The organism is Azonexus fungiphilus, assembly GCF_003634965.1.
GTDB classification, from domain to species: Bacteria; Pseudomonadota; Gammaproteobacteria; order Burkholderiales; family Rhodocyclaceae; genus Azonexus; species Azonexus fungiphilus.
In genome coordinates, this window is the sequence record NZ_RBXP01000015.1 from 94,586 (window position 1) to 115,547 (window position 20,962).

Consider the following 20,962-nt stretch of genomic DNA (forward strand, 5'->3'; position numbering starts at 1 on the left):
AAAGTGGGGGGTCATTCGGTGATGCGGTGTTTGGTCAGTTGCCGGTTGCGCCTGCTTTCACTGTCGGCGACGCGGCGGATCAAGCCTGGGATGTCGAGGATCAGGGCGACCTGGCCGGAGCCGAGGATGGTGAAGCCGCTGACGCCCTGCAGGCCGTTGAAGACGGCGCCGAGCGGGCGGATCACCGTCTGGTATTCGCCCTGCAGCATGTCGACGACGAGGCCGGCGCGCATGCCGGCGTAATTGACGACGACGACGTTTTCCCGCTTGATCGGTTGCAGCAGGAAGGCCAGTTCCTCGTCGACCGATGCGAGCAGCAGTTTTTCCGCTTCGCTGCGCTCGGGCGGCGGTGCCTCGGGAATCCCGAACAGGTCGCGCAGGCGGATGAAGGGCAAGACCTCGCCGCGCAGGTTGAGCTGGTCGCGCCCTTGCGCCGCCGCGATCTCATCGTCGGTCAGCTCGACGCATTCGACGACCATTTCGAGCGGGACGACGAAGGACGAGTTGCCGACGCCGACCAGGAAGCCGTCGATGATCGCCAGGGTCAGCGGTAGCCGGATGCGCATCGTCGTGCCCCGGCCTTCGACGCTCTCGATTTCGATCGACCCGCGCAGCGCGGTGATGTTGCGGCGCACGACGTCCATGCCGACGCCGCGGCCGGAGAGGTTGTTGACCTGCTCGGCGGTGGAGAAGCCGGGTTCGAAGATGAGGTTGTGGATCTCGTTGTCGCTGAGCACCTGGTCCGGCTTGACCAGGCCGCGCTCGATGGCCTTGGCCAGGATGCGCTCGCGCGGCAGGCCACCGCCGTCGTCGGAGACTTCGATGGCGATGCTGCCCGAGTCGTGGTAGGCGTTGAGGCGCAGCGTGCCGTGTGCCGGCTTGCCGCGGGCGAGACGGAGTTCGGCGGCTTCGATGCCGTGGTCCATCGAGTTGCGTACCAGGTGGGTCAGCGGGTCGCCGATCTTCTCAATGACCGTCTTGTCGAGTTCGGTCTCGGCGCCGCTGATTTCGAGGCGGATGTCCTTGCCGATCTCCTTGGAAACGTCGCGGACGACGCGCTGGAACTTGTTGAAGGTCGCGCCGATCTGGATCATCCGCAGTTGCAGGGCCGAATCGCGGATGTTCTCGACCAGCCGGTTCATCACCGATGCCGCTTCGAGCAACTCGGGAATGCCCGTCTTGAGGGCCGCCAGGTTGATGCCGGCGCTGGCGATGATCAGTTCGCCGATCTGGTTGATGTGTTCGTCGAGTTTCTCGGCGTTGACCCGGATCAGCGCCGCGTCGCCCTGTTTGCTTTCCTTGACCTGCCGCTGTTTCTGCAGGGCGGCATCGACCACTGCGGGTTGCACGACCTGCTGGGCGAGCAGCACTTCGCCGATCGCCGGTTCCCTTTCGCCGCTGTCGCGGGCTGCCGCCTGAGTCGCCAGCGCCGCATCGATTTCGGCCTGGGTCAGGGTGCCGCAGCGGACGAGAATCTCGCCCAGGCGCATTTCCTCTTCCGGCAGGCCGTTGATCAGTTCGAGGTATTCGTCGATCTTGCTGTGCGGCGGCAGGATGCGGATGCGGGCGTCGTCGCGGACGAATTCGAAGGCGCTTTCGATGGTCTGCTTGTCGGCATCGCTACGGAAATTGATTTCAAAGCCGAGGTAGCAGCATTCGGGGTCCATCTCGGGGCCGCCGGGAATGCTCTCGGTCAGCGTGACGATGGTGACGATCCGGCCGAAGGTGGTCAGGTAGCGGATGAAGGCGACCGGATCCATGCCGTGCTTGAGGACGTCGGCCCCGAAGCGCAGCGAAAGGTGCCAGTTGTCGGACTCGACGCCCTCGCCGTAGTTGGTGTTGTCGCGTTCGAGCGGGGTTTCGTGGCGGACAGGCGGCGTGTTTTCCTCGGCGGCCGGGCGGCCGGCCAGGGTTTTCAGGCTGCCGACCAACTCGGCGCTGCGGGCATGCGTTTCGACAGTCGGCTCGGTGCCGGCCTCGATGTGGTCGACCAGCAGCCCCATGTGGTCGCAGACCTGCAGGAAGAGGGCGACCAGTTCGCCGGTGATGCCCAGTTCGCCGGAACGAACCATGTCGAGGACATTTTCGGCGTTGTGGGTGAAGGAGACCACGTGGTCGAGCCCGAACAGTCCGGCCGAGCCCTTGATCGTGTGCGCGGCGCGGAAAATGGCGGCGATCAGGTCGCGGTCCCCGGGCGACTGCTCGACCCTGAGCAGCGCTTCCTCCATGCTTTCGAGGAGTTCGCGGCTTTCGATGACGAAGGTCTTGAGTGCGTCGTCAAGATTCATGGAATTAGCCTTGTTGTCGGGAACGGATCAGGACCGGATCGCCGAAAAAACCGGCGAGGTCGCAAAGGTCGAGCAGGTCGAGGACCGGGTCGCTGTGGCGGCAGAAATGCAGGGTCTTGCCCTGGCTGGTGGCATGCCGCTTGGCCATCACCATCAGTTGCAGGCCGGCCGAGTCGATTTCGCTGACTTCCGAGAGATCGATTTCGATTGCCCCGCCGTTGCAGTGGTCGATCGTGTCGAGCAGGCGGTGCTTCAGTTCGCCGGCCGTGAAGATGGTGAACTCGCCGCTGATGCCGAGGCTGGCGGTTGCCGTTTCGGTGCTTTCGCTCATGATCGATCCTCAGGGCAGGATCAGCTTGGCTACCGCCGCGAGCATCTGCGCCGGCTGGAAAGGCTTGACCACCCAGGCCTTGGCGCCGGCCGCCTGGCCTTCGGCCTTCTTGCCTTCGCCGGCCTCGGTGGTGAGCATGATCACCGGCGTGAATTTGTAGGCCGGCAGTTGCTTGGCCGCCTTGACGAAGGAAATGCCGTCCATGTTGGGCATGTTCACATCGCTGATGATCAGGTGAAACTTGCGCCCGTCGAGCTTGCTCAGTGCGTCCCTGCCGTCGCAGGCTTCGATCACCTCGTAGCCGGCGCCTTTCAGTGCGATGCCGACGACTTGCCGCAGCGAGGCTGAGTCGTCGACGATCAGGATGGTCTTGGCCATGTGTTTTCCCCCTAGAAAAATGTGATTTCGCTATCGCTGGCGGCCTTGTTTGCCGATCCGCCGCGATGGACAGCGTGCTGTTCCGGCATGGTGTAGGTCTGCGACAGTTCATCCAGCCACTGCGCGGCATTGACCGGCGTCGTCTGGCGTTCGCTTTCGCTGATGTTCTGCTGCAGCTTCTTCAGGTCGTTGCTGACGTGGCTGAGTACCTGGCTGACCCGATCCTGGAACTGCAGGTCGACCAGCACCTCGGCGACTTCCTGGCCGATGGCGATGCCCTGCTGGCGCAGTTGCTCGGAGTTTTCGGCGAGTTCCGTGGCGGCATCGCCGAAACGGCCGATCACCGAGCCGATGACCTCGCTCGAATGCCTGACCAGGGTTTCGTCCTGGGCTGCGTATTGGTGCGAGATCTGCAGTGTTTCGGCGATTGCCTGGTTCACCGTCTCGACGGTGTCGGCGATCTTTTTTCCGGTCTCGCCGGATAGCGTCGATAACTTGCGGACTTCGTCGGCGACCACCGCGAAGCCGCGCCCGACTTCGCCGGCGCGGGCAGCTTCGATGGCGGCGTTGAGGGCGAGCAGGTTGGTCTGCTTGGCAATGTCGCCGACATCCTGGGCCATGCGCTGCAAGGCGATCGTCTGGTTCGACAGCTTGGTCACTTCATGGAGCAGGGTTTCCTTGGTGGAGAGTGCGGCCCGCAGCGCGCTGACGATCGAATCCAGTTCGTCGCGGGCGTTGTGGAGCAGGGAAATCAGCGGGTTGTCGGTGCTCGTTTCCGGCGTTCCGGAAAGGCTGCCTTCGAGCCGTTGGGAGATGTCGGCAAAACGCTGGGCAAGATCGATGGTTGCCTGCTCCGTATGGTTTTGCGCCATTTCGATTTGTCCCGACCAGACCGGCAGGACGCCCAGGCAGAGTTGATCGAGGCCGGGAATGCCCGCCGCGGTGGCTTGCGCCTGCGAGCGTGCGGCGGCGGCGTTGGCGGCGGCCTGGATGGTGCCGATATGCCGGCGGTGGCGGGCGTTGGTCCAGAAGCCGAGGGCGATGCTCAGCGCGCCAAGGAGCAGGGCGGCAAATGTGCCGGCCAATCCCGGCGTGGCCAGGTAGGCGGTCGCTCCGCTGACAGCAATTCCATGCAGGAAGAATGGAAGTTGTCGATAAGCAAGTGCCTCGCCAGCTCCCTCGTGATCGGTGTAATTCCTTGGGGCGCCAGTGTCTACAGTGTTTGCCATGGGTTGCTAGGGGGGTCGTCGATCACCGTAGCATGAGTGAGTATGGCGTCGAGATATATCAGCCGTCGTTGATTTCGCTGTAGCCTCGGGACGACATGACGTAGGGAAATGCCTACATCTTTTGGTCTAGTCCGGCGAGCGCAAGGCGTGCTCCCGTCGCCCTGGAGAAAGGCCGCTGCAGCAGCGATTGGCGGGGGTAAGCGAGCAGGCTGGCGAGGGCGCGAAAAAAAAGCCGCTCATGGTTGAGCGGCTCTTGGCTGGGGCGGTGCGTGGTCAGTTTTTCAGGTAGCGATGTCGTCGAGAAAACGGTACATCACGTAGGCGTCCACCTCGCCCAGTTGCTGGTGGCGGAAGGCTTTCGGCAGCGTGCCGACGATCGCGAAGCCGAGTTTCCGCCACAGCGCGACGGCGGCGGTGTTGGTGCTGACCACGAAGTTGTACTGCATCGCCCGGTAGCCGGCCAGGCGCGCCTGGCGCAGGCAGTGCTCGCCGAGGGCCTGGCCGATGCCGCGGCCGGCGGCGTCGGTGGCGACCATGAAGGAGGCGTTGGCGACGTGGTTGCCGAGGTCGCGCTGGTTGGGGATGAACTTGTACATGCCGACGACGCGGCCGTCGTCTTCGGCGACGAAGCAGGTGACGCCGGGGCCGAACCAGTACTGCCAGGCGTCCTCGCGCGGCGTGTCGGGGGCGAAGACGTAGGTCGAGCCGCTGGCGACGACGGCCTGGAAGATCGCCCAGATGGCGTCGAAATCGGATTCACGGGCGGGGCGGATGAGCATGGGCGTCTCGCGGGTGGTGGGGCGCCGTATTCTAGCCGAGCCGGCTCAGGCCAGCGCCAGCAGCACCGGCGGCGCGATCGGCGTCTCGTCGCAGTTGTGGCCGGGGCCACTACGGTCGACGACGAGAAAATCGCAAATTTCGTTGAGCGCCAGCAGCGGGTGGTGCCAGGTGCCGGGCGCGTAATTGACGCCCTCGCCGGGCTGCGCGAGGAAGGCGCGCAGGTCGTCCGGGCCGGGCGCCGGGCCGGGCCGCGCGACGACCACCAGGTAGGGCTGGGCGGCGAGCGGCACGAAGGCCTGCGAGGCGAGCGGATGGCGTTCCATCATCTCGATGGCGAAGGGCAGCGGCCGCGGCTGGCCGCGGAAGATGCTGACGATCATCTTGCCGTCCGGGCCGGGCACCAGTTCGGCGAGGTCGTGGTAGCGCTCGGTGTTGCCGCCGTTGATGGAAAAGTGCCGTTTGGCGGCGTCGACCGAGATCACCTCGCCGTAGGGGGCGAAGGCGCTGACGGTCAACGCCTCGGGAAGCAGTTTTTTCACCGGGCCACCTTGCCCCACAGGCGCAGCCTTGAAACGCCGCCGTCCGGGATGATGTTCAGCCGCACGTGCGTCACCGGGCCGAGGTCGGCCAGGCCGTCGAAGGTGTGGATGGCGTCCATCGACAGTTTCTGTTCGGCGAGCAGCACCGGCCAGAACATGCTCTGGGTGATCACCGACTGGTCGGTGCCGCCGTCCATGCGCGCCGCCTGGATCGAGCAGCGGTCGGGGAAGTTGCCCTTGAAGTGGGCGGTGTCGACCTCGACCCGCTCGATGATGCCGGGCGCGCCCAGTTGCAGGATGCACCAGTCGTTGCCCGGTTCGCGGCGGCGGCGGGTTTCCCAGCCGTCGCCCATGTTGATGCCGCGGCCGGGGGCGATCAGGTTGGCCGCCGAGCCGAAGTGGGCGTCGTTCCAGGCCACTGCGCGGCCGCCGTTTTCCAGCGCGACGAGGTCGTAGATGCGGTCCGGCTCGCTGGCGTCGAAGACGCCGACCGGCTGCCCGTAAGCACGCAGGCGGGCGATGCCGCCGTCCGGGTACATGTTGATGCGCAGGTGGCTCCAGGTGTCGGCGCTGTCGACGGCGAGCAGGTGGTGGCTGTTGCCGGTCAGCGTGGTGGACGGCAGGATGCGCGTCCAGCGGGCCTTGGCCAGGACTTCGGGGTCGTCCGACTCGCAGTCGGTGGCGTCGATCGAGACGGCCGGCGCGAAGTTGCCGGTGAAGTGGCTGGTATCGACGTCGAAGCCGCGCAGGATGCCGCGCCGGCCGAGCTTGACAAGGCTCCAGTCGTAGCCGGTGGTGCGCTTGCGGCGGGTTTCCCAGCCGTCCATCCACTTGCCGTTGGCGTCGTACTTGCCGGGCACGAAGACCGCCGGCTCGGGGTTGAGCATGCGTTCGAGCGGGGCGAAGAATTCGTCGGTGGCGAACAGCGCGCGGGCGCCGATGCGGGTGTCGGCGAGGTTGACCGAACGTTTGGCCCAGTCGGGCAGGTCGGCGGCGGCGGAAACGATGGGGGCGGCGTGGATCATTTTTTGGCGTCCTGGCGGTAGGGGTGGGTCGCCTGCCAGTGGCGGGCGATGTCGAGGCGACGGCAGACCCAGACGCGGTCGTGCCGTTCGATGTAATCAAGGAAGCGCTGCAGCGCGAGGAAGCGGCCGGGCCGGCCGAGCAGGCGGCAGTGCATGCCGATCGAGAGCATCTTCGGCGCCTCGTCGCCTTCGGCGTAGAGCACGTCGAAGCTGTCCTTCAGGTACTGGAAGAACGGGTCGCCGTGGCTGAAGCCCTGCGGCAGGCAGAAGCGCATGTCGTTGGTGTCGAGCGTGTACGGCACGATCAGGTGCGGCACCGTGCTGCCGTCGGTTTTGGTGACTTCGGTCCAGAACGGCAGGTCGTCGCCGTAGTAATCGCTGTCGTAGAGCAGTCGACCGTCATCGGCGACCAGGCGGCGGGTGTTCGGCGAATCGCGGCCGGTGTACCAGCCGAGCGGGCGGCTGCCGGTCATCTGCTCGATGACTTCCAGCGCCAGGCGCATGTGCTCGCGCTCGGTCGCTTCGTCCATCGTCTGGTAGTGAATCCAGCGCCAGCCGTGGCAGGCGATCTCGTGGCCGAGTTCGACGAAGGCGGCGGTGACTTCCGGGCTGCGCTGCAGCGCCATGCCGACGCCGAACACGGTCAGCGGCAGGCCGCGTTTCTCGAATTCCTTGAGGATGCGCCAGACGCCGGTGCGCGAGCCGTATTCGTAGATCGACTCCATCGACAGGTGGCGGTCCGGGTAGCTGGCCGGGTTGAACATTTCGGAGAGGAACTGCTCGGAGCCGGCGTCGCCGTGCAGCACGCAGTTCTCGCCGCCTTCCTCGTAGTTGAGGACGAACTGGACGGCGATGCGGGCCTGGCCCGGCCATTGGGCGTGCGGCGGATTGCGGCCGTAGCCGGCGAGGTCGCGCGGGTAGCTGGGGGTCGGTGACATGTCAGGCACTCCGGGTCAGATGCTGGAAACGGCCGGCGAAGGGCTTCGCCGGCGGCAAGGCGTAATCGCCGTGCTTGCTGGTGTGCAGGCCGAGGCCAACGAGCGCTTCGGCGAGCTTGACGGCGGCGGTGACGCCGTCGATCACCGGGATGCCGAGCGCCTCGCCCATTGTCCCGGCGTAGTCGGCCATGCCGCCGCAACCGAGGACGATGGCGCCGGCACCGTCCTCGTCACGGGCGCGGCGCGCTTCGGCGAGCAGAATGCCGCTGCAGGCGGCGCCGTCTTCGAGCTCGAGCACCGGGATTTCGGCGGCACGCACGCGCTGGCACTGGTGGGCGTAGCCGTAGGCGGCGAGCAGGTGTTCGGCGATGACCACGGTGCGTTGCAGGGTCGTCACCACCGAGAAGCGGGTGGCGAGCATCGCGGCGACCTGGAAGGCGGCCTGGGCGATGCCGAGCACCGGCGCCTTGGTCAGCTCGCGGGCGGCGGCCAGGCCGGGGTCGCCGAAGCAGGCGATGACGTAGGCGTCGGCGCCGGCCGCCTCGCCGCGCAGGATTTCTTCGCAGACGCCGACCGCAGCCACTGCCTCGTCGAAATGGCTTTCGATGGAAATTGGCCCGTCAGCCGGGTTGACCGCAACAATGCGCGTGCCCGGCGCGGCGACGCGTTCGGCGGCGCGGCCGATGCCGGCAGTCATCGCGGCGGAGGTGTTGGGGTTGATGACGTGGATCAGCATTGCCGCCTCACTTGCCGCGACCGGCCGCCGAGCCGTCGATGAATTCGCGCAGGACCGCCTGCAGGTCGGGGGTTTCCTGTTCCCAGCGCAGGCTGCGCTCGATGGTGGTCAGGTGCTCGCCCATCCATTGCGCGGCCTCGGTGAAGGCGCCGCGGGCAATCAGGTCGATGATCTGCTCGTGTTCCGAATGCCGGCAGGTGACCGAGATCGGCGAACCGTAGGTGGCGATGATCAGCGAACTGCGCGCGATCAGGCGGGCGACCAGTTCGCTGAGCACGGCGTTGCCGGCGAGGTCGACGAGGCGGACGTGGAACTCGCCGGAGAGGCGGATCGCCGCGGCGCGGTCGCCCTTCAGCTGGGCTTCGTCCTCGGCGGCGTTGATCGCCTTCAGCGCGGCGAGGTCGGCGGCGCTGACCTTGCCGGCCATTTCGGCGAGCGCGCCGCATTCGAGGATGCGCCGGGTGGCGAAGATGTCGCGCGCTTCCGGCACCGAGGGTTCGGCGATCAGCGCGCCGCGATTCGGGCGGATCTCGATCAGGCCGTCGTAGGCCAGCCGCTGCAGGACCTTGCGGATGATCGTCCGGCTGGCGCCGAAAGTCTCGGCGAGCGTGTCCTCGGGCAGCCGGGTGCCGGGCAGCAGGCGCGAATCGCAGATGGCGGCGTGCAGGTGGCTGTAGATCGTTTCGTCGCGTTCCGGGGTGAGCGAGGTTTCTTTCATGTGCTTCAGTGCGTGGTCTGGCGGTTGGTCGGTGGCTTCAATTTGGTGCAGTCCGGGGCAATTCTGCACCAAACTTGTAATCAGTTTGCTTTTTCATTGTATACAAACTACTTTGTTTTCTTCAACGATTCTGATAAAAAGTGTTCTGTTTCATCGCTTGCCGCGCCCCTTTCAGGTCGTTGCTGGTGTTCTCGAAGAGGTGTGGCACGTTCGTTGCTGTTGTCGCTGTAAAAGGAGGCTTCGGTTTGTTTTTGGGCTTCCTTGTTGATTGTATACAACCATACCCCAACCCCTCGCCTTTTCCTAGAAAGGAAAGCAGATGAACGATATAAAGCCGGCCACATACAGCGACCGCCTCTACAACGAGGACCTCGCCGCGTTGAAGGACAAGAACTGGAACTGGTACAACATCTTCGCCTTCTGGATGTCGGATGTGCATAGCGTCGGCGGCTACGTCTTCGCCGGCAGCCTGTTCGCCCTCGGGCTGGGCAGCTGGCAGGTGCTGGTCGCGCTGCTGGTCGGCATCGTCCTGGTCAACATCCTGTGCAACCTGGTCGCCCGGCCCAGCCAGATGGCCGGCATTCCCTACCCGGTCGCCTGCCGGATGTCCTTCGGCATCTGGGGCGCCAACATCCCGGCGATCATCCGCGGCCTGATCGCGGTCGCCTGGTACGGCATCCAGACCTTCCTCGCCTCGTCGGCGCTGACCATCGTCCTGCTGCGCTTCTTCCCCGGGCTGGAAAGCCTGGCGCACAGCCAGTTCCTCGGGCTGTCGCACCTCGGCTGGATCGGCTTCATGACCATGTGGGTGCTGCAGGCGGCGGTGTTCTGGCACGGCATGGAATCGATCAAGCGCTTCATCGACTGGGCCGGTCCGGCGGTCTACGTGGTGATGTTCGCGCTGGCCGGCTGGATCGTCTGGAAGGCCGGTCCGGAGAACATCTCGCTCAACCTTGGCGAAGTGAAGTACAGCGGGATCGAATCGCTGGGCATGATGCTCACCGCCATCGCCCTGGTCGTCTCCTACTTCTCCGGCCCGATGCTCAACTTCGGCGACTTCTCGCGCTACGGCCGCACCATGGAAGAAGTGAAGCGCGGCAACTTCTGGGGGCTGCCGGTCAACTTCCTGGCGTTCTCGGTGGTCACCGTGGTCATCACCTCGGGCACCATCCCGGTCTTCGGCCACATGATCACCGACCCGATCGAGACCGTCAGCCGCATCGACAACACCACGGCGGCCGTGCTCGGTGCCTTCACCTTCGTCACCGCGACCATCGGCATCAACATCGTCGCCAACTTCGTCTCGCCGGCCTTCGACTTCTCCAATGTCGCGCCCAAGCACATCAGCTTCCGCACCGGCGGTTTCATCGCCGCCATCGCGTCGATCTTCATCACCCCGTGGAACCTGTTCAACTCGCCGGAAGTGATCCACTACACGCTCGACATGCTGGCCGCCTTCATCGGCCCGCTGTTCGGCATCCTGCTCGTCGATTTCTACCTGGTGCGCAAGCAGCAGATCGTCGTCGACGACCTGTACACCGAAAGCCCGGACGGCGCCTACTGGTACGACAAGGGGGTGAACAGCCGGGCGGTCTACGCGCTGATCCCGGCAGTGCTGATCGGCATCGTCATCACCCTGTCGGGCGCCAAGGCGGTGGCCGACTTCAACTGGTTCATCGGCTGCCTGCTCGGCGGGCTGTTCTACAGCGCCCTGATGAGCCGCCGCCCGGCGCTGGCCGGAGCGAGCGCCTGATCAGGTTTTCAGCAACGAAAAAGCCGACCTGCGGGTCGGCTTTTTTGTGTCTGGTGGTAGCTCGGGAAATGGCGTTTTGCTGGTTGTTGAGTGGCGGTGAATTGGCGGATGGCCAGGAGCATGTGGCGTGCTTGAAGGTCTTCGAGCGCACAGCGCGGAGGGAAAGCAAAAATGGAGCTTTTGGGCGGTCGGTTCGAAGCGTTTGTTGGGCTTAGCAATCGAAACCATGGTTCTTCCTGTAGTAATCAGCTTGCTCTGTCGGCATTTTCTTGAAGAGGACGCAGACTGTGAAGCTACCGACTTGCCGGCCATCTTTGGTGTAACCCCAATCGGAGATTAGGGAGTCATCAAAGCGCACAACTTGGCCCGCTTTGACGTTCCTTACCACTTTCGGATCATTTGCCAGAACACCAGCGAATCCTTCGGGCAATACCTTGAAAGGGGTGACCCAAAAGTGTTCAGTCTTGGCTCCGTCGATAACCATGACTTTGAGTTTGTAGCCATCTGTGCCGACTGGAGGGTTGGCCGCCAGCTTCAGGAAATCAACCAGAGTGGTTCGTGCATGTTGGATTGCAGCAATCATGTCTGGGTCGGTTGTACCAACAAACACTATTTCGTTTTCGTCTCGCTGCTGTGGGAATGCAAGAGATGAAATAGTTGCAAACAGAATAGCAATTACAGTCTTGGAGAAGTGCATATGGAGCCTAACGGAAGGTCAGCGGACGGCAAAAAGCGCAGTTTTTTGACGGTCCGGTGGATTGTGTTAGCCATTGAGCGCCTCGACGATACGGCTCCACCGCGATGCGAAATAGCGCGAAATGAAGATGGCTGGGAAAAGAACCGCAAACGGCAGGAGAGCCCACCACCATGCAACGACAAAATCTGCGACGGCTAAAAAGACGGAGTTTTTCAAATAACCTTGGTCTTTGAGTGCCGGGACGATGAAGACCAGAAAGGCCGAAATTGGCACACAAATGGCCATGAGAAACACGACGAGCAGGCCATATGTTGCACCCATGACAGTGCCAACAAACAAGACTCGACGTGGCATTGTCTTTCGCTGGCACCACACAGCAACTAGAGCTAATAGCACAGGACTGTGCACAGCGAAAAAATAGGCGATGGCGATCATGGCCATGGAGACAGCCGTCGCGATGGGGAATCCAAATACTTCGGTCATAAGATGGCTAACGTGCTAGCTGGGCCGGCCGCTTGGAGCGGAATGTTAGGAACTGACTGCTAGTTTTGATAGGCATATGTCGATAGCGATACCAGCGATGAGCGCAATGGCAAAGCTTTCATAAGACCTGATAGCTCTATATGTGGCTGCTCCGCCGACAATGATTAGACACGTTACCCAAGAGGAGCGGGAAATAACTAAATTTGATTTACAGGCATGGCATTCAGTGCGACCAGTCGAGCCACTAAACATTGCCTTGAGCGGCAGAATCAAAGTGGAGCAACAAGGACAACGTAATAGCATGCTGTGATTCCAGATAGTGGAAATAACCCGACGGCCGTCAGACCGGTAGGTTCGATTGCAAGGTTAAGAGTCTGAGGCACAGTTTTTTTCATGTTGTTCTCAACTGGCTGCAATGCCGCCGGTCACGAGCATGAATATGCCGCCATACCAAGCCCAGAGAAATGGTCTAGCACGAGGTTCTTTTTGTGCATAGACATAAACAAACAGGGGAATTACAAGACATAGGGCTGCTTTGCCCGGTGAGTTTTTGACGGCAATAAAGAAAATCACAATCTGCATTGTGATGATCAGGAAAAATCCACCAAGTATTAGTGCTGATGACATAAGAGTCCTAGCGAATGAAAGGGACTTCCCCGTCCCGAGGTAGCGGCGGAAGCCGCGTGCAGCGGTCGCTGCCATGATTGAGTTTCCACACCAAATCATTCGCTCGAAAGGGGAAGTCCATGGATATTGTCACCGTCGGCATCGATCTCGCCAAGAATGTATTCGCTTTGCATGGCGTTGACCAGAGCGGCAAGGCGGTTTTCATCAAGCCCAAGGTGGCGCGCAGTCAGCTGCTGGAAATGGTCGCCCACCTGCCGCCCTGCCTGATCGGCATGGAAGCCTGTTCCGGCGCGCACCACTGGGCAAGGGAATTCAGCCGCTTCGGCCATACCGTGAAATTGATGGCGCCGAAATTCGTGGCGCCGTACCGCATGAGCGGCAAACGCGGCAAGAACGATGCGGCCGACGCTGCCGCCATCTGCGAAGCCGTCACCCGGCCCAACATGCGCTTCGTGCCGGTCAAGGACATCGATCAACAAGCCATCCTCTGCCTGCATCGCACCCGGCAGGGCTTTGTCGAAGAACGCACCGCGCTCTACAACCGCTTGCGCGGCCTGATCAGCGAATTCGGCATCGTTCTGCCGCAGAAAGTCGAACGCCTGCGCCGGGAAATCGGCGCCCATCTCGAAGCACTTCCCTGTTGGGCCAACCGCTGCGTCGGCGACCTGCTTGCTCACGCCGACCGGCTCAACGAACGCATCGAGGGATACGACAAAGCCATTGCCCAGGCTGCCCGCCAGGACGCCAGAAGCCGACAACTCATGCAACTCCCCGGCATCGGCCCGACCACGGCCAGCGCCCTGGTCGCCAGCCTGGGCGGTGGTCACGACTTCAAGAATGGTCGGCAACTCGCCGCCTGGGCCGGACTCGTTCCTGGCCAATATAGCAGCGGCGGCAAAGCGCGGCTGGGTAGGATCACCAAGGCCGGCGACGCCTACCTGCGCAGCCTGCTCGTCATGGGCGCCCGCGCCGTTCTCGCCGGACTGGGCGACAAGCAGGATCGCTTCAGTCGCTGGGCCAGAAATCTGGTCGAACGACGGGGTTACTGGAAAGCGGCGGTTGCCATTGCCGCCAAGAACCTGCGGCTCGCCTGGGCGGTATTGCACTACGGCGACGATTTCCGACGCATCGAAGAGACCGCCTGAACCACAAAATCGTCTGTAGGGAAAAACCGGAAAGGAATCACCGGCTGATCGCTGGCAGCCCAAGACCAGCGAAGCACTGCCAGCGTTGATGTGAAGCGGGTTGGACCCGCGCGGGGAGAGCCTGATCACCTCCAGGAGAGGAAGTCACTCTCGGCTAACGAATGAGGCCCCCGCGCGCGTCTTTCATCAGGGTCCGGGCAAACGCCCCAAATGACCGGTTGTAGTACCGCAGTCCTTCACCTTCTCGCATCGACACGGCAGGAATGGATGAATCGCAGGAAAACAGGATCAGGAATGAAACGATAAAACTTCAGAACGTCGCTTGCGGAAAACGGGGAAGCCCTTGTAGTTTGAGGTGAAGGGCGGCCCGCTTGCGTGACGTCCAGCGACCGGAGGGAGGGGCTTTGACCACAATGTTAGCCATCATCGCCCCCCAGGATGCCGCGTAATGCGGACAGATCAGACTCGGCAAACTGCTGGGTGAATTGGCCCGAGTTGTTGTAAACGATCACAGAGTTGCCGAGGATATTTACTACCGAAACCTCTCCATTGGAATGTTTTATCCTGACCGCCAAGGCTGGGACATAGCTGACCACGCTAGAAGACCACCCGGACGAGTGCTGCGAGAACCAGCCCATTAGCGCATTTGCTTGAGATTGGTTTAGCTCGACCTTGGAAATTGGGCTGCCCGATGAATGATGCTCCACCAAAGCGGATGAAATGGGAGGGAGCGTGAAATTACACGCGGTTAGCAACAAGAGCGCTGTTGCGGCGATGAGTCGTGCCAAGAGCGGTTTCATGACGGATAACGTTGAAAATACCGGACGAAGGCAAGCGCAGCTTGCCGAAGATCTGGTGGGTTGCAGTGTTGGGCGCGGAAGTCATGTAGAAAACCAATAGGCTGTATGAATGACTTGGTTTTTATCGTTGAACTCTACTGACCACGCAGTGAGGGTCTTGAATACGGGATGCTCCCACCACACTCGAAAAGTACATGGTGCTCTACAGGCTTGGGCTGGCATCGCATAGCGTAAAAATGGTTGCTCTGGAAACTCGATGACGCTTGGTTCGCCAAAGCGCTGGACTACAAGCGAGTAAGGGTCGCCTTTAATGGTGGCCTCGAAAGCTTGCTCATACCGAGACACGGTGTATGAGCATGAAGCTACACCGCCAACAGAGATAGCTAATACCGTTAGCGCTATGAATTTCGCGGGTTTCATGACGCTCAACGTGAGAATTCACCGGACTTGCGCGGCTTTATGCGCAAGGTTCGGTGGAATGATGGGTTGGGCGTCGGTGATGACATAGATATGTTTGCCTTTGCGGACTACCGGGCCTTAAGGTATGCGTCGACACAGAATACCTCCCGATAACCGGCGTTCGTTTCAATACGAAGCTGTGACCACCTGTCATGCGTTGCCACAACGGCAACGGACAAGATAGTTGGAGAGCCTTCAAGCGGCCCCTCAAATTCTTTGTATCCGTATGCATTCTCGAAAATCACGGTGCGTTCCGCATAAGAATTGGATCGCCACTCCTCCGGGTAGAGGAGGCGCATTTCGATCAGATCTTTCTCGGGTGTAATGCGAACGCTCAAGATCAATGAGTCGTGCCAGTGGATGTCTTCGTCAATGGTCATGAGTGTTGTTGAGACGCCCAACTAGTAGTAGGCGACAGAAGTGTCCAATAAGCTGGACCTATGTCCGATAAGCTGGCATACGCGACAGGCCGAAGCCCTTGCCTGCAGGGTTTTTTCAGGAAAACGGATTTTATGCAGCATATGGGCGAGAGACTGAAACCGGACAGCTTCCCATTGTACTGACGCGTTCATGCAATGGACATTCCGCTGAGAGTCTGCTTTACGGAAATTTTCTGAGCGGCAGCAGTTGGCCAAAATCTCCCGTGAGCCGTTCATCCGCCCCGATTTCGGCTGCTCGACTCGGTCGGGATGGCGCTGTGCCCTCTATAATTCACCCTTTGCCAACACAGGACAGCACCATGGAACACTCGCCCGCCAGCCCCTACCGTGACGACATCGTGATCTCGTGGCCCGAACTCCACCGCGATACGCGTCTGCTCTGCCACCAGTTGGTCGAGAAGGGGCCGTTCAAGGGCATCATCGCGATCGCCCGCGGTGGCCTGATTCCGGCGGCGCTGGTCGCGCGCGAGCTGGAAATCCGCCTGGTCGACACGATCTGCGCGTCCAGCTACGAAGCTGCTGCCGACGACAGCGCGCAGACGATGCGCAAGGAAGTGAAGATCCTCAAGGGGGTCGAGGGCGACGGCGAGGGTTATCTGCTGATCGACGACCTGGTCGATACCGGCAACACCGCCCGTGTCATCCGCAAGCTGCTGCCCAAGGCCTTCTTTGCGACGATCTACGCCAAGCCGCAGGGGCGCGAGGTGGTCGATCTCTGCGTCAAGGAATTCAACCAGGACAAGTGGATCTACTTCCCCTGGGACATCGACTACACCTTCGTCGCTCCGATCAAGAAGAACCGCGGCGCCTGAGCGCCGCCGGCCTCAGCGGTAGCCGCCGGCCGCCCAGGCGGCCAGCTGCTGCCGTTCGGCCTCGCTCATCGCGGTGACGTTGCCGAGCGGCATCGCCTTCAGCTGCACCGTCTGCGTCAGGATGCGCGGGCCGAGGGCGCGGATCTGCGCTGCCGTGTCGAGGACGACGCCGGCCGGTGCCGCCGGCATCAGCGTCGGCGTGGCCGAATGGCAGCCGCTGCAGCGGGCGGTCACGACCGGCTGGATGTCGTTGACGGTCAACGCCGGTTTTTGCCCGTTTTCCACGGTCGACCGTGACACTGGCGCCGGCGCCAGCCAGACGAAGACGGCGGCCAGGATCAGCCCGCCGGCGAGCGGGTATTGCCAGGCGAAGGCGCCCTTGTGGCGCAGGTTGAAGAAATGCCGGATCAGCACCGCGGCGAGCATGATCGCCGCCAGCGCCAGCCACGCATGCGGGTGGTTGTAGGTGAAGGCGTAGTGGTTGGAGATCATGCAGAAGAGCACCGGCAGCGTCAGGTAGTTGTTATGCACGCTGCGCTGCTTGGCCCGCTGGCCGTGGATCGGGTCCGGCGTCTCGCCGCGCTGCATGGCCGCGACGGTGGTTTTCTGGCCGGGAATGATCCAGAAGAAGACGTTGGCGCTCATCGTCGTGGCGATCATCGCGCCGACGTGGAGGAAGGCGGCGCGGCCCGAGAGCAGCTGGCCGAGCGCCCAGGCGACGGCGACCACGAAGATGAAATAGAGGGCGGCGAAGAGGAGCAGGCTGCGCCCCATCAGCAGCCGGCACAGCGCGTCGTACACCAGCCAGCCGCCGGCCAGCGTCGCCAGGCCGATGGCCACCGCCGTCGTCGGCGCCAGGTCGGCCTTGGCCGGATCGACCATGTAGGTCGCCGCCTGCGCGTAGTAGAGCACGCCGAGCAGGAAGAAGCCGGTCAGCCAGGTCGAGTAGGACTCCCACTTGAACCAGTGCAGTTCGTCCGGCAGCTGCTTGGGCGCGACCAGGTATTTCTGCGGGTTGTAGAAACCGCCGCCATGCACCGCCCACAGCTCGCCGCCGACGCCTTTTTCGCGCAGTTCACGGTCGACCGGCGGTTTCAGCGAATTATCCAGCCACACGAAATAGAAGGACGAGCCGATCCAGGCAATGCCGACGATCAGGTGCAGCCAGCGCAGCAGCAGCGAGCCGACGTCGATCAGGTAGGAAAAGTCCATCAGCTGCCCCGGTAGGTCGAGTAGGCCCACGGCGAGACGAGCAGCGGCACGTGGTAGTGGGCGCCGGCGTCGGCGATGCCGAAGCGCAGCGCGACGCGGTCGAGGAAGGGCGGTTCGGGCAGGTCCACGCCGCGCCCGCGGAAGTAGTCGCCGGCGGCGAATTCGATCTCGTAGACGCCGGCGACCAGCGCCGCGTCGGCGAGCAGCGGCCGCTCGCAGCGGCCGTCGGCGTTGGTCGTGCCGGCGAGCAGGGGCTGCCGTGTGTCGCCGTCGATGCGGCTGAGGGTGAAGGCCATGCCGGCGGCGGGCAGGCCGCTGGCGGTGTCGAGTACGTGGGTGGTCAGGCGGCCCATGGGCGTTCTCCGGTAACCGAATGCAGATGCGCCGATTATAGAAAGCTTGCCCGCCGGCGGGCCGTATAAAGGCTATCGCTTTTTGCAGATGTCGGCCGCCGGCGATATACAAAAGCCGAGAAGATGATTATCGTCGGCCGTGGCTTGTCCGCCGCGCCGACAAGTCCGTAAGCTGCGAACCGGATCATCACCGACCATTGCCATGAGCTGCCGCCTTTCTCTCGCCGAACTTTCCCGACTGCCCCGCGACGCCTTCGTCGCCGAGCTCGGCTCCGTCTTCGAACACTCGCCCTGGGTCATGGAAATGGCCTGGCAGCGGCGGCCTTTCGCCGACCGCGACGAACTCCAGGCGCGCCTGGTCGAGACGCTGGCGGTGGCCAGCCGCGAGCAGCAGCTGGCGCTGATCCGGGCGCACCCGGAGCTGGCCGGCAAGGCCGCGGTACGCGGCGAGCTGACCGCCGATTCGGCGCGCGAGCAGGCCGGCGCCGGGCTCGATGCCTGCTCCCCGGAAGAATTCGCGGCGATCCGCGAACTCAACGATGCCTATCGCGAGAAGTTCGGCTGGCCGTTCATCGTCGCCGTCAAGGGGCTCGGTCGCCAGGACATCATCGCAGCCATGCGCCGTCGCCTGGCGCGCACGCCCGACGAGGAATTCGCCGAGGCGCTGGCGCAGGTCGCGCGCATCGCCGGCTTCCGCCTCGATGCGCTGATCGCCGGCTGACTCAGGCGATCGCCCGGCGGGCGACGGCCGCCGACGGCTGGGCGGCGGGTTGGCCGACGCGTTCGCGGATGACGTCGACGATCTGCTCGCGGAACCAGCGACATTCCTCGGCGTGGTGCGAGCGCTCGTGCCAGAGCAGGTAGAAGCGCATCTTGGGAAACTCCAGCGGCGACTCGGCGATGCACAGGTCGGCCACCGAGCAGCAGTATTCGGCGAAGATGCGCGGCGCCGAGAAGATGATGTCGTTCTGCAGCAGCACGTGCGGCACCAGGTTGAAGTAGGGAACGCTGGCGACGACGTTGCGCTTGAGGCGGTCGCGCGCCAGCTGCATGTCGATGACGCCGCGCTGGCCGACGGCGTAGGGCGTCGGCACCAGGTGGTCGGCGTTGAGGTAGTCGTCCTGGGTCATCCGGTGGCCGGCCAGCGGGTGGCTCTTGCGCATCAGGCAGACCACGTCGTCGTCGAACAGCGGCGCCAGGCGCAGGTGTTCCGGCGGCTGCGGCCAGTTGCCGATGACGATGTCGAGCTCGCCCGATTCGAGCGCCCGCGCGTAGTCGTAGTCGGGGCCGAAGGAGTGCAGGACGACCTGGGAATGCGGCGCCAGCTTGCGCATGCGGGCGACGATGGCGCCGATCAGGATCGAGTTGAGGTAGTCGGGCGTGGCGATGTTGAACACCCGCTTCGACTTGAGCGGGTCGAAACGCACCTGCTGCAGGCCGATCATCTCGATCTGGGCGAGGGCGATCTTGACCGGTTCGAGCAGGCTCAGGCCGCGTTCGGTCGGCGTCATGCCGTTGCGGCTGCGCACCAGCAACTGGTCGCCGGTGATGTCGCGCAGGCGGCGCAGGGCGGTGCTCACCGCCGGCTGCGACTGGTTGAGGCGGCGGGCGGCGTTGGAGACGCTGCATTCGGTGAGCAGCGCGTGCAGCACCTGGAGCAGGTGAACGTCGATCGATTCCCAGGAACAGGTCGTGGCCATGCGCTTTTCCTTTGATAAGCCGGACAATATCCAGGCTCTTCAGCAATAAGCGTGCCCTGTTCCCGGCGACGGCCGGGCGCGGCCTGCCGGGCCGGCGGCGAAACCTCATGCACTGTTTGCGCGCATCGCCGGCCGCGCATGCACTGCGACGATGCCGTCGCCTACTGCGTGGCGGCGCGGTCGAGGTCGACGCGGTTCTTCTCGTCGATATACACGCTGGCCGGCCCCGGCCGGCTGCTGGCGAAGCAGCTCAGCTCGACGTTGGCCAGCGGCTTGCCCTTGTGCAGCACCTCGACCGCGCAACGCCCGAAAACCGCTTCGACGGTGGCCAGCAGGTTGCGCGCGTAGGGCGTTTCCAGCTTGCCGTCGAGGATCACGTTGGCGAGCAGGACGCCGTCCGGCTTGAGCACGCGGCGCGTGCTTTCCCAGAACTCGCGGCTGACCAGGTGACCGGGGATCGCGGTATGCGAGCTGAAGACATCGACGACCACGGCGTCGAAGCGCCGCTCGCTGGTGCTGACGTAGCGGCGGGCATCGTCGACGACGAACTCGCCGGCCGCCGGGCGGCGCAGGAAGTGGGTCTCGGCGATGGCGCGGATCGCCGGGTCGATGTCGACGTAGGTGTAGCGGTTGTCCGGATCGTCCTGTGCCAGCGTGAAGCCGCCGGCGCCGAGGACCAGGATGTCGCGGCCGCGGAAAGCCAGCTCGTCGCGCAGGATGGCGCGCAGGTGGGCGATGTAGCGGGTGGTCCTGGGCGGGGTCGAGTCGTCGGTCAGCGAGGCCAGCGACTTGTTGATCCAGAAGGCGCGCGGCGCCTGGTAGCCGTCGCGGGCGACCGGTTCGACGCGGTATTCGGCGTAGGCGGTGTCGAATGTTGCGGTCGACGGCAGGTTGACCGCAAAAACCGGCAGCAGCGCCCCGGCCGCAAGTAATGCCGTGCGCCCGGGGCGTTCGGCGAGCAGCGGCAAGGCGGCGAGCAGCGTCGCCGCAACCAGGATCACCGCCGCCGACACGCCCAGCCACTGCATCACGCCGAGCGACAGGCCGAGCGCACCGAGGAAGGAACCGAGCGTCGACCAGTAGAGCGCCAGCCCGCTCGCCTCGCCGGTGCGCTGGGCGGCGACCAGGTTGGTCAGGATCGGTACCGTCTGGCCGAGCAGCCAGGCGATCGGGCAGAGCACGCCGCCGACGAAGGCGAGGTAGGCAACGCCGGTCGGCAAGCTGGCGAACAGCGCATCGACCGCCGGCGCCGACAGGCCGATCCCGGCGAGCAGCCCGGCGGCGAGGAAATTGCGCCCGACCCGGGGGCGGAACTCGCCGGCGACGCGGCCGCCGGCGGCGTAGCCAAGGGCCAGCGCGAGCAGGAAGAGGGCGATGGTTGGCGCCGTGACGACGATGGCGCTGCCGACATGCGGCAGCAGCCGGCGCAGCGCCAGGATCTCGGCGCCGAGCGAGGAGAAGCCTTCGATGAAGACGATCAGGGTGATCAGGCGCCGGGACATGGCGCCGGATTCTACCG

At 63.6% G+C, this 20,962-nt stretch carries 22 protein-coding genes; 4 read left to right on the top strand and 18 right to left on the bottom strand.

Annotated features, from left to right (window positions below; all coding sequences use genetic code 11):
* Window positions 1-11: 11 nt before the first annotated feature.
* From DFR40_RS09975 to DFR40_RS10020, 10 genes are all read right to left on the bottom strand, one after another.
* The gene (locus DFR40_RS09975; RefSeq protein ID WP_121458349.1) at window positions 12-2,288 is read right to left on the bottom strand and encodes a chemotaxis protein CheA; all 2,277 of its coding nucleotides are present in this window, start codon (window positions 2,286-2,288) and stop codon (window positions 12-14) included.
* A 4-nt stretch (window positions 2,289-2,292) separates the two neighbouring features.
* Window positions 2,293-2,619, bottom strand: a complete 327-nt coding sequence (locus DFR40_RS09980; protein WP_121458350.1) for an STAS domain-containing protein — start codon at window positions 2,617-2,619, stop codon at window positions 2,293-2,295.
* Window positions 2,620-2,628: 9 nt separating this feature from the next.
* On the bottom strand, window positions 2,629-2,997 hold the full coding sequence (locus DFR40_RS09985; protein WP_121458351.1) for a response regulator: 369 nt from the start codon (window positions 2,995-2,997) through the stop codon (window positions 2,629-2,631).
* 11 nt (window positions 2,998-3,008) lie between these two features.
* Window positions 3,009-4,226: a methyl-accepting chemotaxis protein gene (locus tag DFR40_RS09990; protein ID WP_121458352.1), complete on the bottom strand. Its 1,218-nt coding sequence runs from the start codon at window positions 4,224-4,226 to the stop codon at window positions 3,009-3,011.
* 281 nt (window positions 4,227-4,507) lie between these two features.
* Complete coding sequence (locus DFR40_RS09995) at window positions 4,508-5,005, bottom strand: GNAT family N-acetyltransferase (RefSeq protein ID WP_121458353.1); 498 nt, start codon at window positions 5,003-5,005, stop codon at window positions 4,508-4,510.
* A gap of 45 nt (window positions 5,006-5,050) precedes the next feature.
* A complete protein-coding gene (locus DFR40_RS10000; RefSeq protein WP_121458354.1) occupies window positions 5,051-5,545 on the bottom strand; it encodes an ureidoglycolate lyase in 495 nt (164 codons plus the stop codon).
* Complete coding sequence (gene alc, locus DFR40_RS10005) at window positions 5,542-6,570, bottom strand: allantoicase (protein ID WP_121458355.1); 1,029 nt, start codon at window positions 6,568-6,570, stop codon at window positions 5,542-5,544. Before alc ends, DFR40_RS10000 begins: the two co-directional genes overlap by 4 nt.
* Window positions 6,567-7,508: an allantoinase PuuE gene (puuE, locus tag DFR40_RS10010; RefSeq protein WP_121458356.1), complete on the bottom strand. Its 942-nt coding sequence runs from the start codon at window positions 7,506-7,508 to the stop codon at window positions 6,567-6,569. Before puuE ends, alc begins: the two co-directional genes overlap by 4 nt.
* A 1-nt stretch (window position 7,509) precedes the next feature.
* Entirely contained in the window at window positions 7,510-8,244 is a 735-nt protein-coding gene (locus DFR40_RS10015) for an aspartate/glutamate racemase family protein (protein WP_121458357.1), read from the bottom strand.
* 7 nt (window positions 8,245-8,251) lie between these two features.
* Window positions 8,252-8,962 carry a GntR family transcriptional regulator gene (locus tag DFR40_RS10020; protein ID WP_121458358.1) on the bottom strand — a complete coding sequence of 237 codons (711 nt, stop codon included), beginning with the start codon at window positions 8,960-8,962 and terminating at the stop codon, window positions 8,252-8,254.
* 319 nt (window positions 8,963-9,281) lie between these two features.
* Here DFR40_RS10020 and DFR40_RS10025 point away from each other — a divergent pair, with 319 nt between their 5' ends.
* Window positions 9,282-10,715, top strand: coding sequence for an NCS1 family nucleobase:cation symporter-1 (locus DFR40_RS10025; protein WP_121458359.1), 1,434 nt, complete (start codon window positions 9,282-9,284; stop codon window positions 10,713-10,715).
* 211 nt (window positions 10,716-10,926) lie between these two features.
* Here DFR40_RS10025 and DFR40_RS10030 read toward each other — a convergent pair whose 3' ends face one another.
* The 3 genes from DFR40_RS10030 to DFR40_RS10040 all read right to left on the bottom strand — a co-directional run bounded on the left by DFR40_RS10030 (window position 10,927) and on the right by DFR40_RS10040 (window position 12,597).
* Window positions 10,927-11,412, bottom strand: coding sequence for a YegJ family protein (locus DFR40_RS10030; protein WP_121458360.1), 486 nt, complete (start codon window positions 11,410-11,412; stop codon window positions 10,927-10,929).
* A 66-nt stretch (window positions 11,413-11,478) separates the two neighbouring features.
* Window positions 11,479-11,853, bottom strand: coding sequence for a hypothetical protein (locus DFR40_RS10035; RefSeq protein WP_121458361.1), 375 nt, complete (start codon window positions 11,851-11,853; stop codon window positions 11,479-11,481).
* A 444-nt stretch (window positions 11,854-12,297) separates the two neighbouring features.
* Window positions 12,298-12,597 (bottom strand): hypothetical protein, encoded by a 300-nt coding sequence (locus DFR40_RS10040; protein ID WP_211329775.1) that lies wholly within the window; start codon window positions 12,595-12,597, stop codon window positions 12,298-12,300.
* Between the two features lie 44 nt (window positions 12,598-12,641).
* On the opposite strand from DFR40_RS10040, the gene DFR40_RS10045 reads away from it, so the two are divergent.
* Window positions 12,642-13,667, top strand: coding sequence for an IS110 family RNA-guided transposase (locus tag DFR40_RS10045; protein ID WP_121458362.1), 1,026 nt, complete (start codon window positions 12,642-12,644; stop codon window positions 13,665-13,667).
* Between the two features lie 416 nt (window positions 13,668-14,083).
* Here the strand turns inward: DFR40_RS10045 and DFR40_RS17005 are convergent, their stop codons facing one another.
* Window positions 14,084-14,467: a hypothetical protein gene (locus DFR40_RS17005; RefSeq protein ID WP_147431316.1), complete on the bottom strand. Its 384-nt coding sequence runs from the start codon at window positions 14,465-14,467 to the stop codon at window positions 14,084-14,086.
* A gap of 1,198 nt (window positions 14,468-15,665) precedes the next feature.
* Here DFR40_RS17005 and gpt point away from each other — a divergent pair.
* Window positions 15,666-16,178, top strand: coding sequence for a xanthine phosphoribosyltransferase (gene gpt / locus DFR40_RS10060; protein ID WP_121458365.1), 513 nt, complete (start codon window positions 15,666-15,668; stop codon window positions 16,176-16,178).
* Between the two features lie 12 nt (window positions 16,179-16,190).
* Here gpt and DFR40_RS10065 read toward each other — a convergent pair whose 3' ends face one another.
* Both DFR40_RS10065 and uraH read right to left on the bottom strand, forming a co-directional pair.
* Complete coding sequence (locus tag DFR40_RS10065; RefSeq protein ID WP_121458366.1) at window positions 16,191-17,390, bottom strand: urate hydroxylase PuuD; 1,200 nt, start codon at window positions 17,388-17,390, stop codon at window positions 16,191-16,193.
* A complete protein-coding gene (gene uraH / locus DFR40_RS10070) occupies window positions 17,390-17,743 on the bottom strand; it encodes a hydroxyisourate hydrolase (RefSeq protein WP_121458367.1) in 354 nt (117 codons plus the stop codon). The genes DFR40_RS10065 and uraH overlap by 1 nt, the downstream gene beginning before the upstream one ends.
* A gap of 202 nt (window positions 17,744-17,945) precedes the next feature.
* Between uraH and uraD the strand changes: the two genes are divergently transcribed.
* Window positions 17,946-18,464, top strand: a complete 519-nt coding sequence (gene uraD / locus DFR40_RS10075) for a 2-oxo-4-hydroxy-4-carboxy-5-ureidoimidazoline decarboxylase (protein ID WP_121458368.1) — start codon at window positions 17,946-17,948, stop codon at window positions 18,462-18,464.
* Between the two features lies 1 nt (window position 18,465).
* On the opposite strand, the gene DFR40_RS10080 is transcribed toward uraD, so the two are convergent.
* Together DFR40_RS10080 and DFR40_RS10085 are read right to left on the bottom strand one after the other, a co-directional pair.
* A complete protein-coding gene (locus DFR40_RS10080; RefSeq protein WP_121458369.1) occupies window positions 18,466-19,443 on the bottom strand; it encodes a LysR substrate-binding domain-containing protein in 978 nt (325 codons plus the stop codon).
* A gap of 161 nt (window positions 19,444-19,604) precedes the next feature.
* Entirely contained in the window at window positions 19,605-20,945 is a 1,341-nt protein-coding gene (locus tag DFR40_RS10085; protein ID WP_121458370.1) for a fused MFS/spermidine synthase, read from the bottom strand.
* Window positions 20,946-20,962 lie beyond the last annotated feature (17 nt).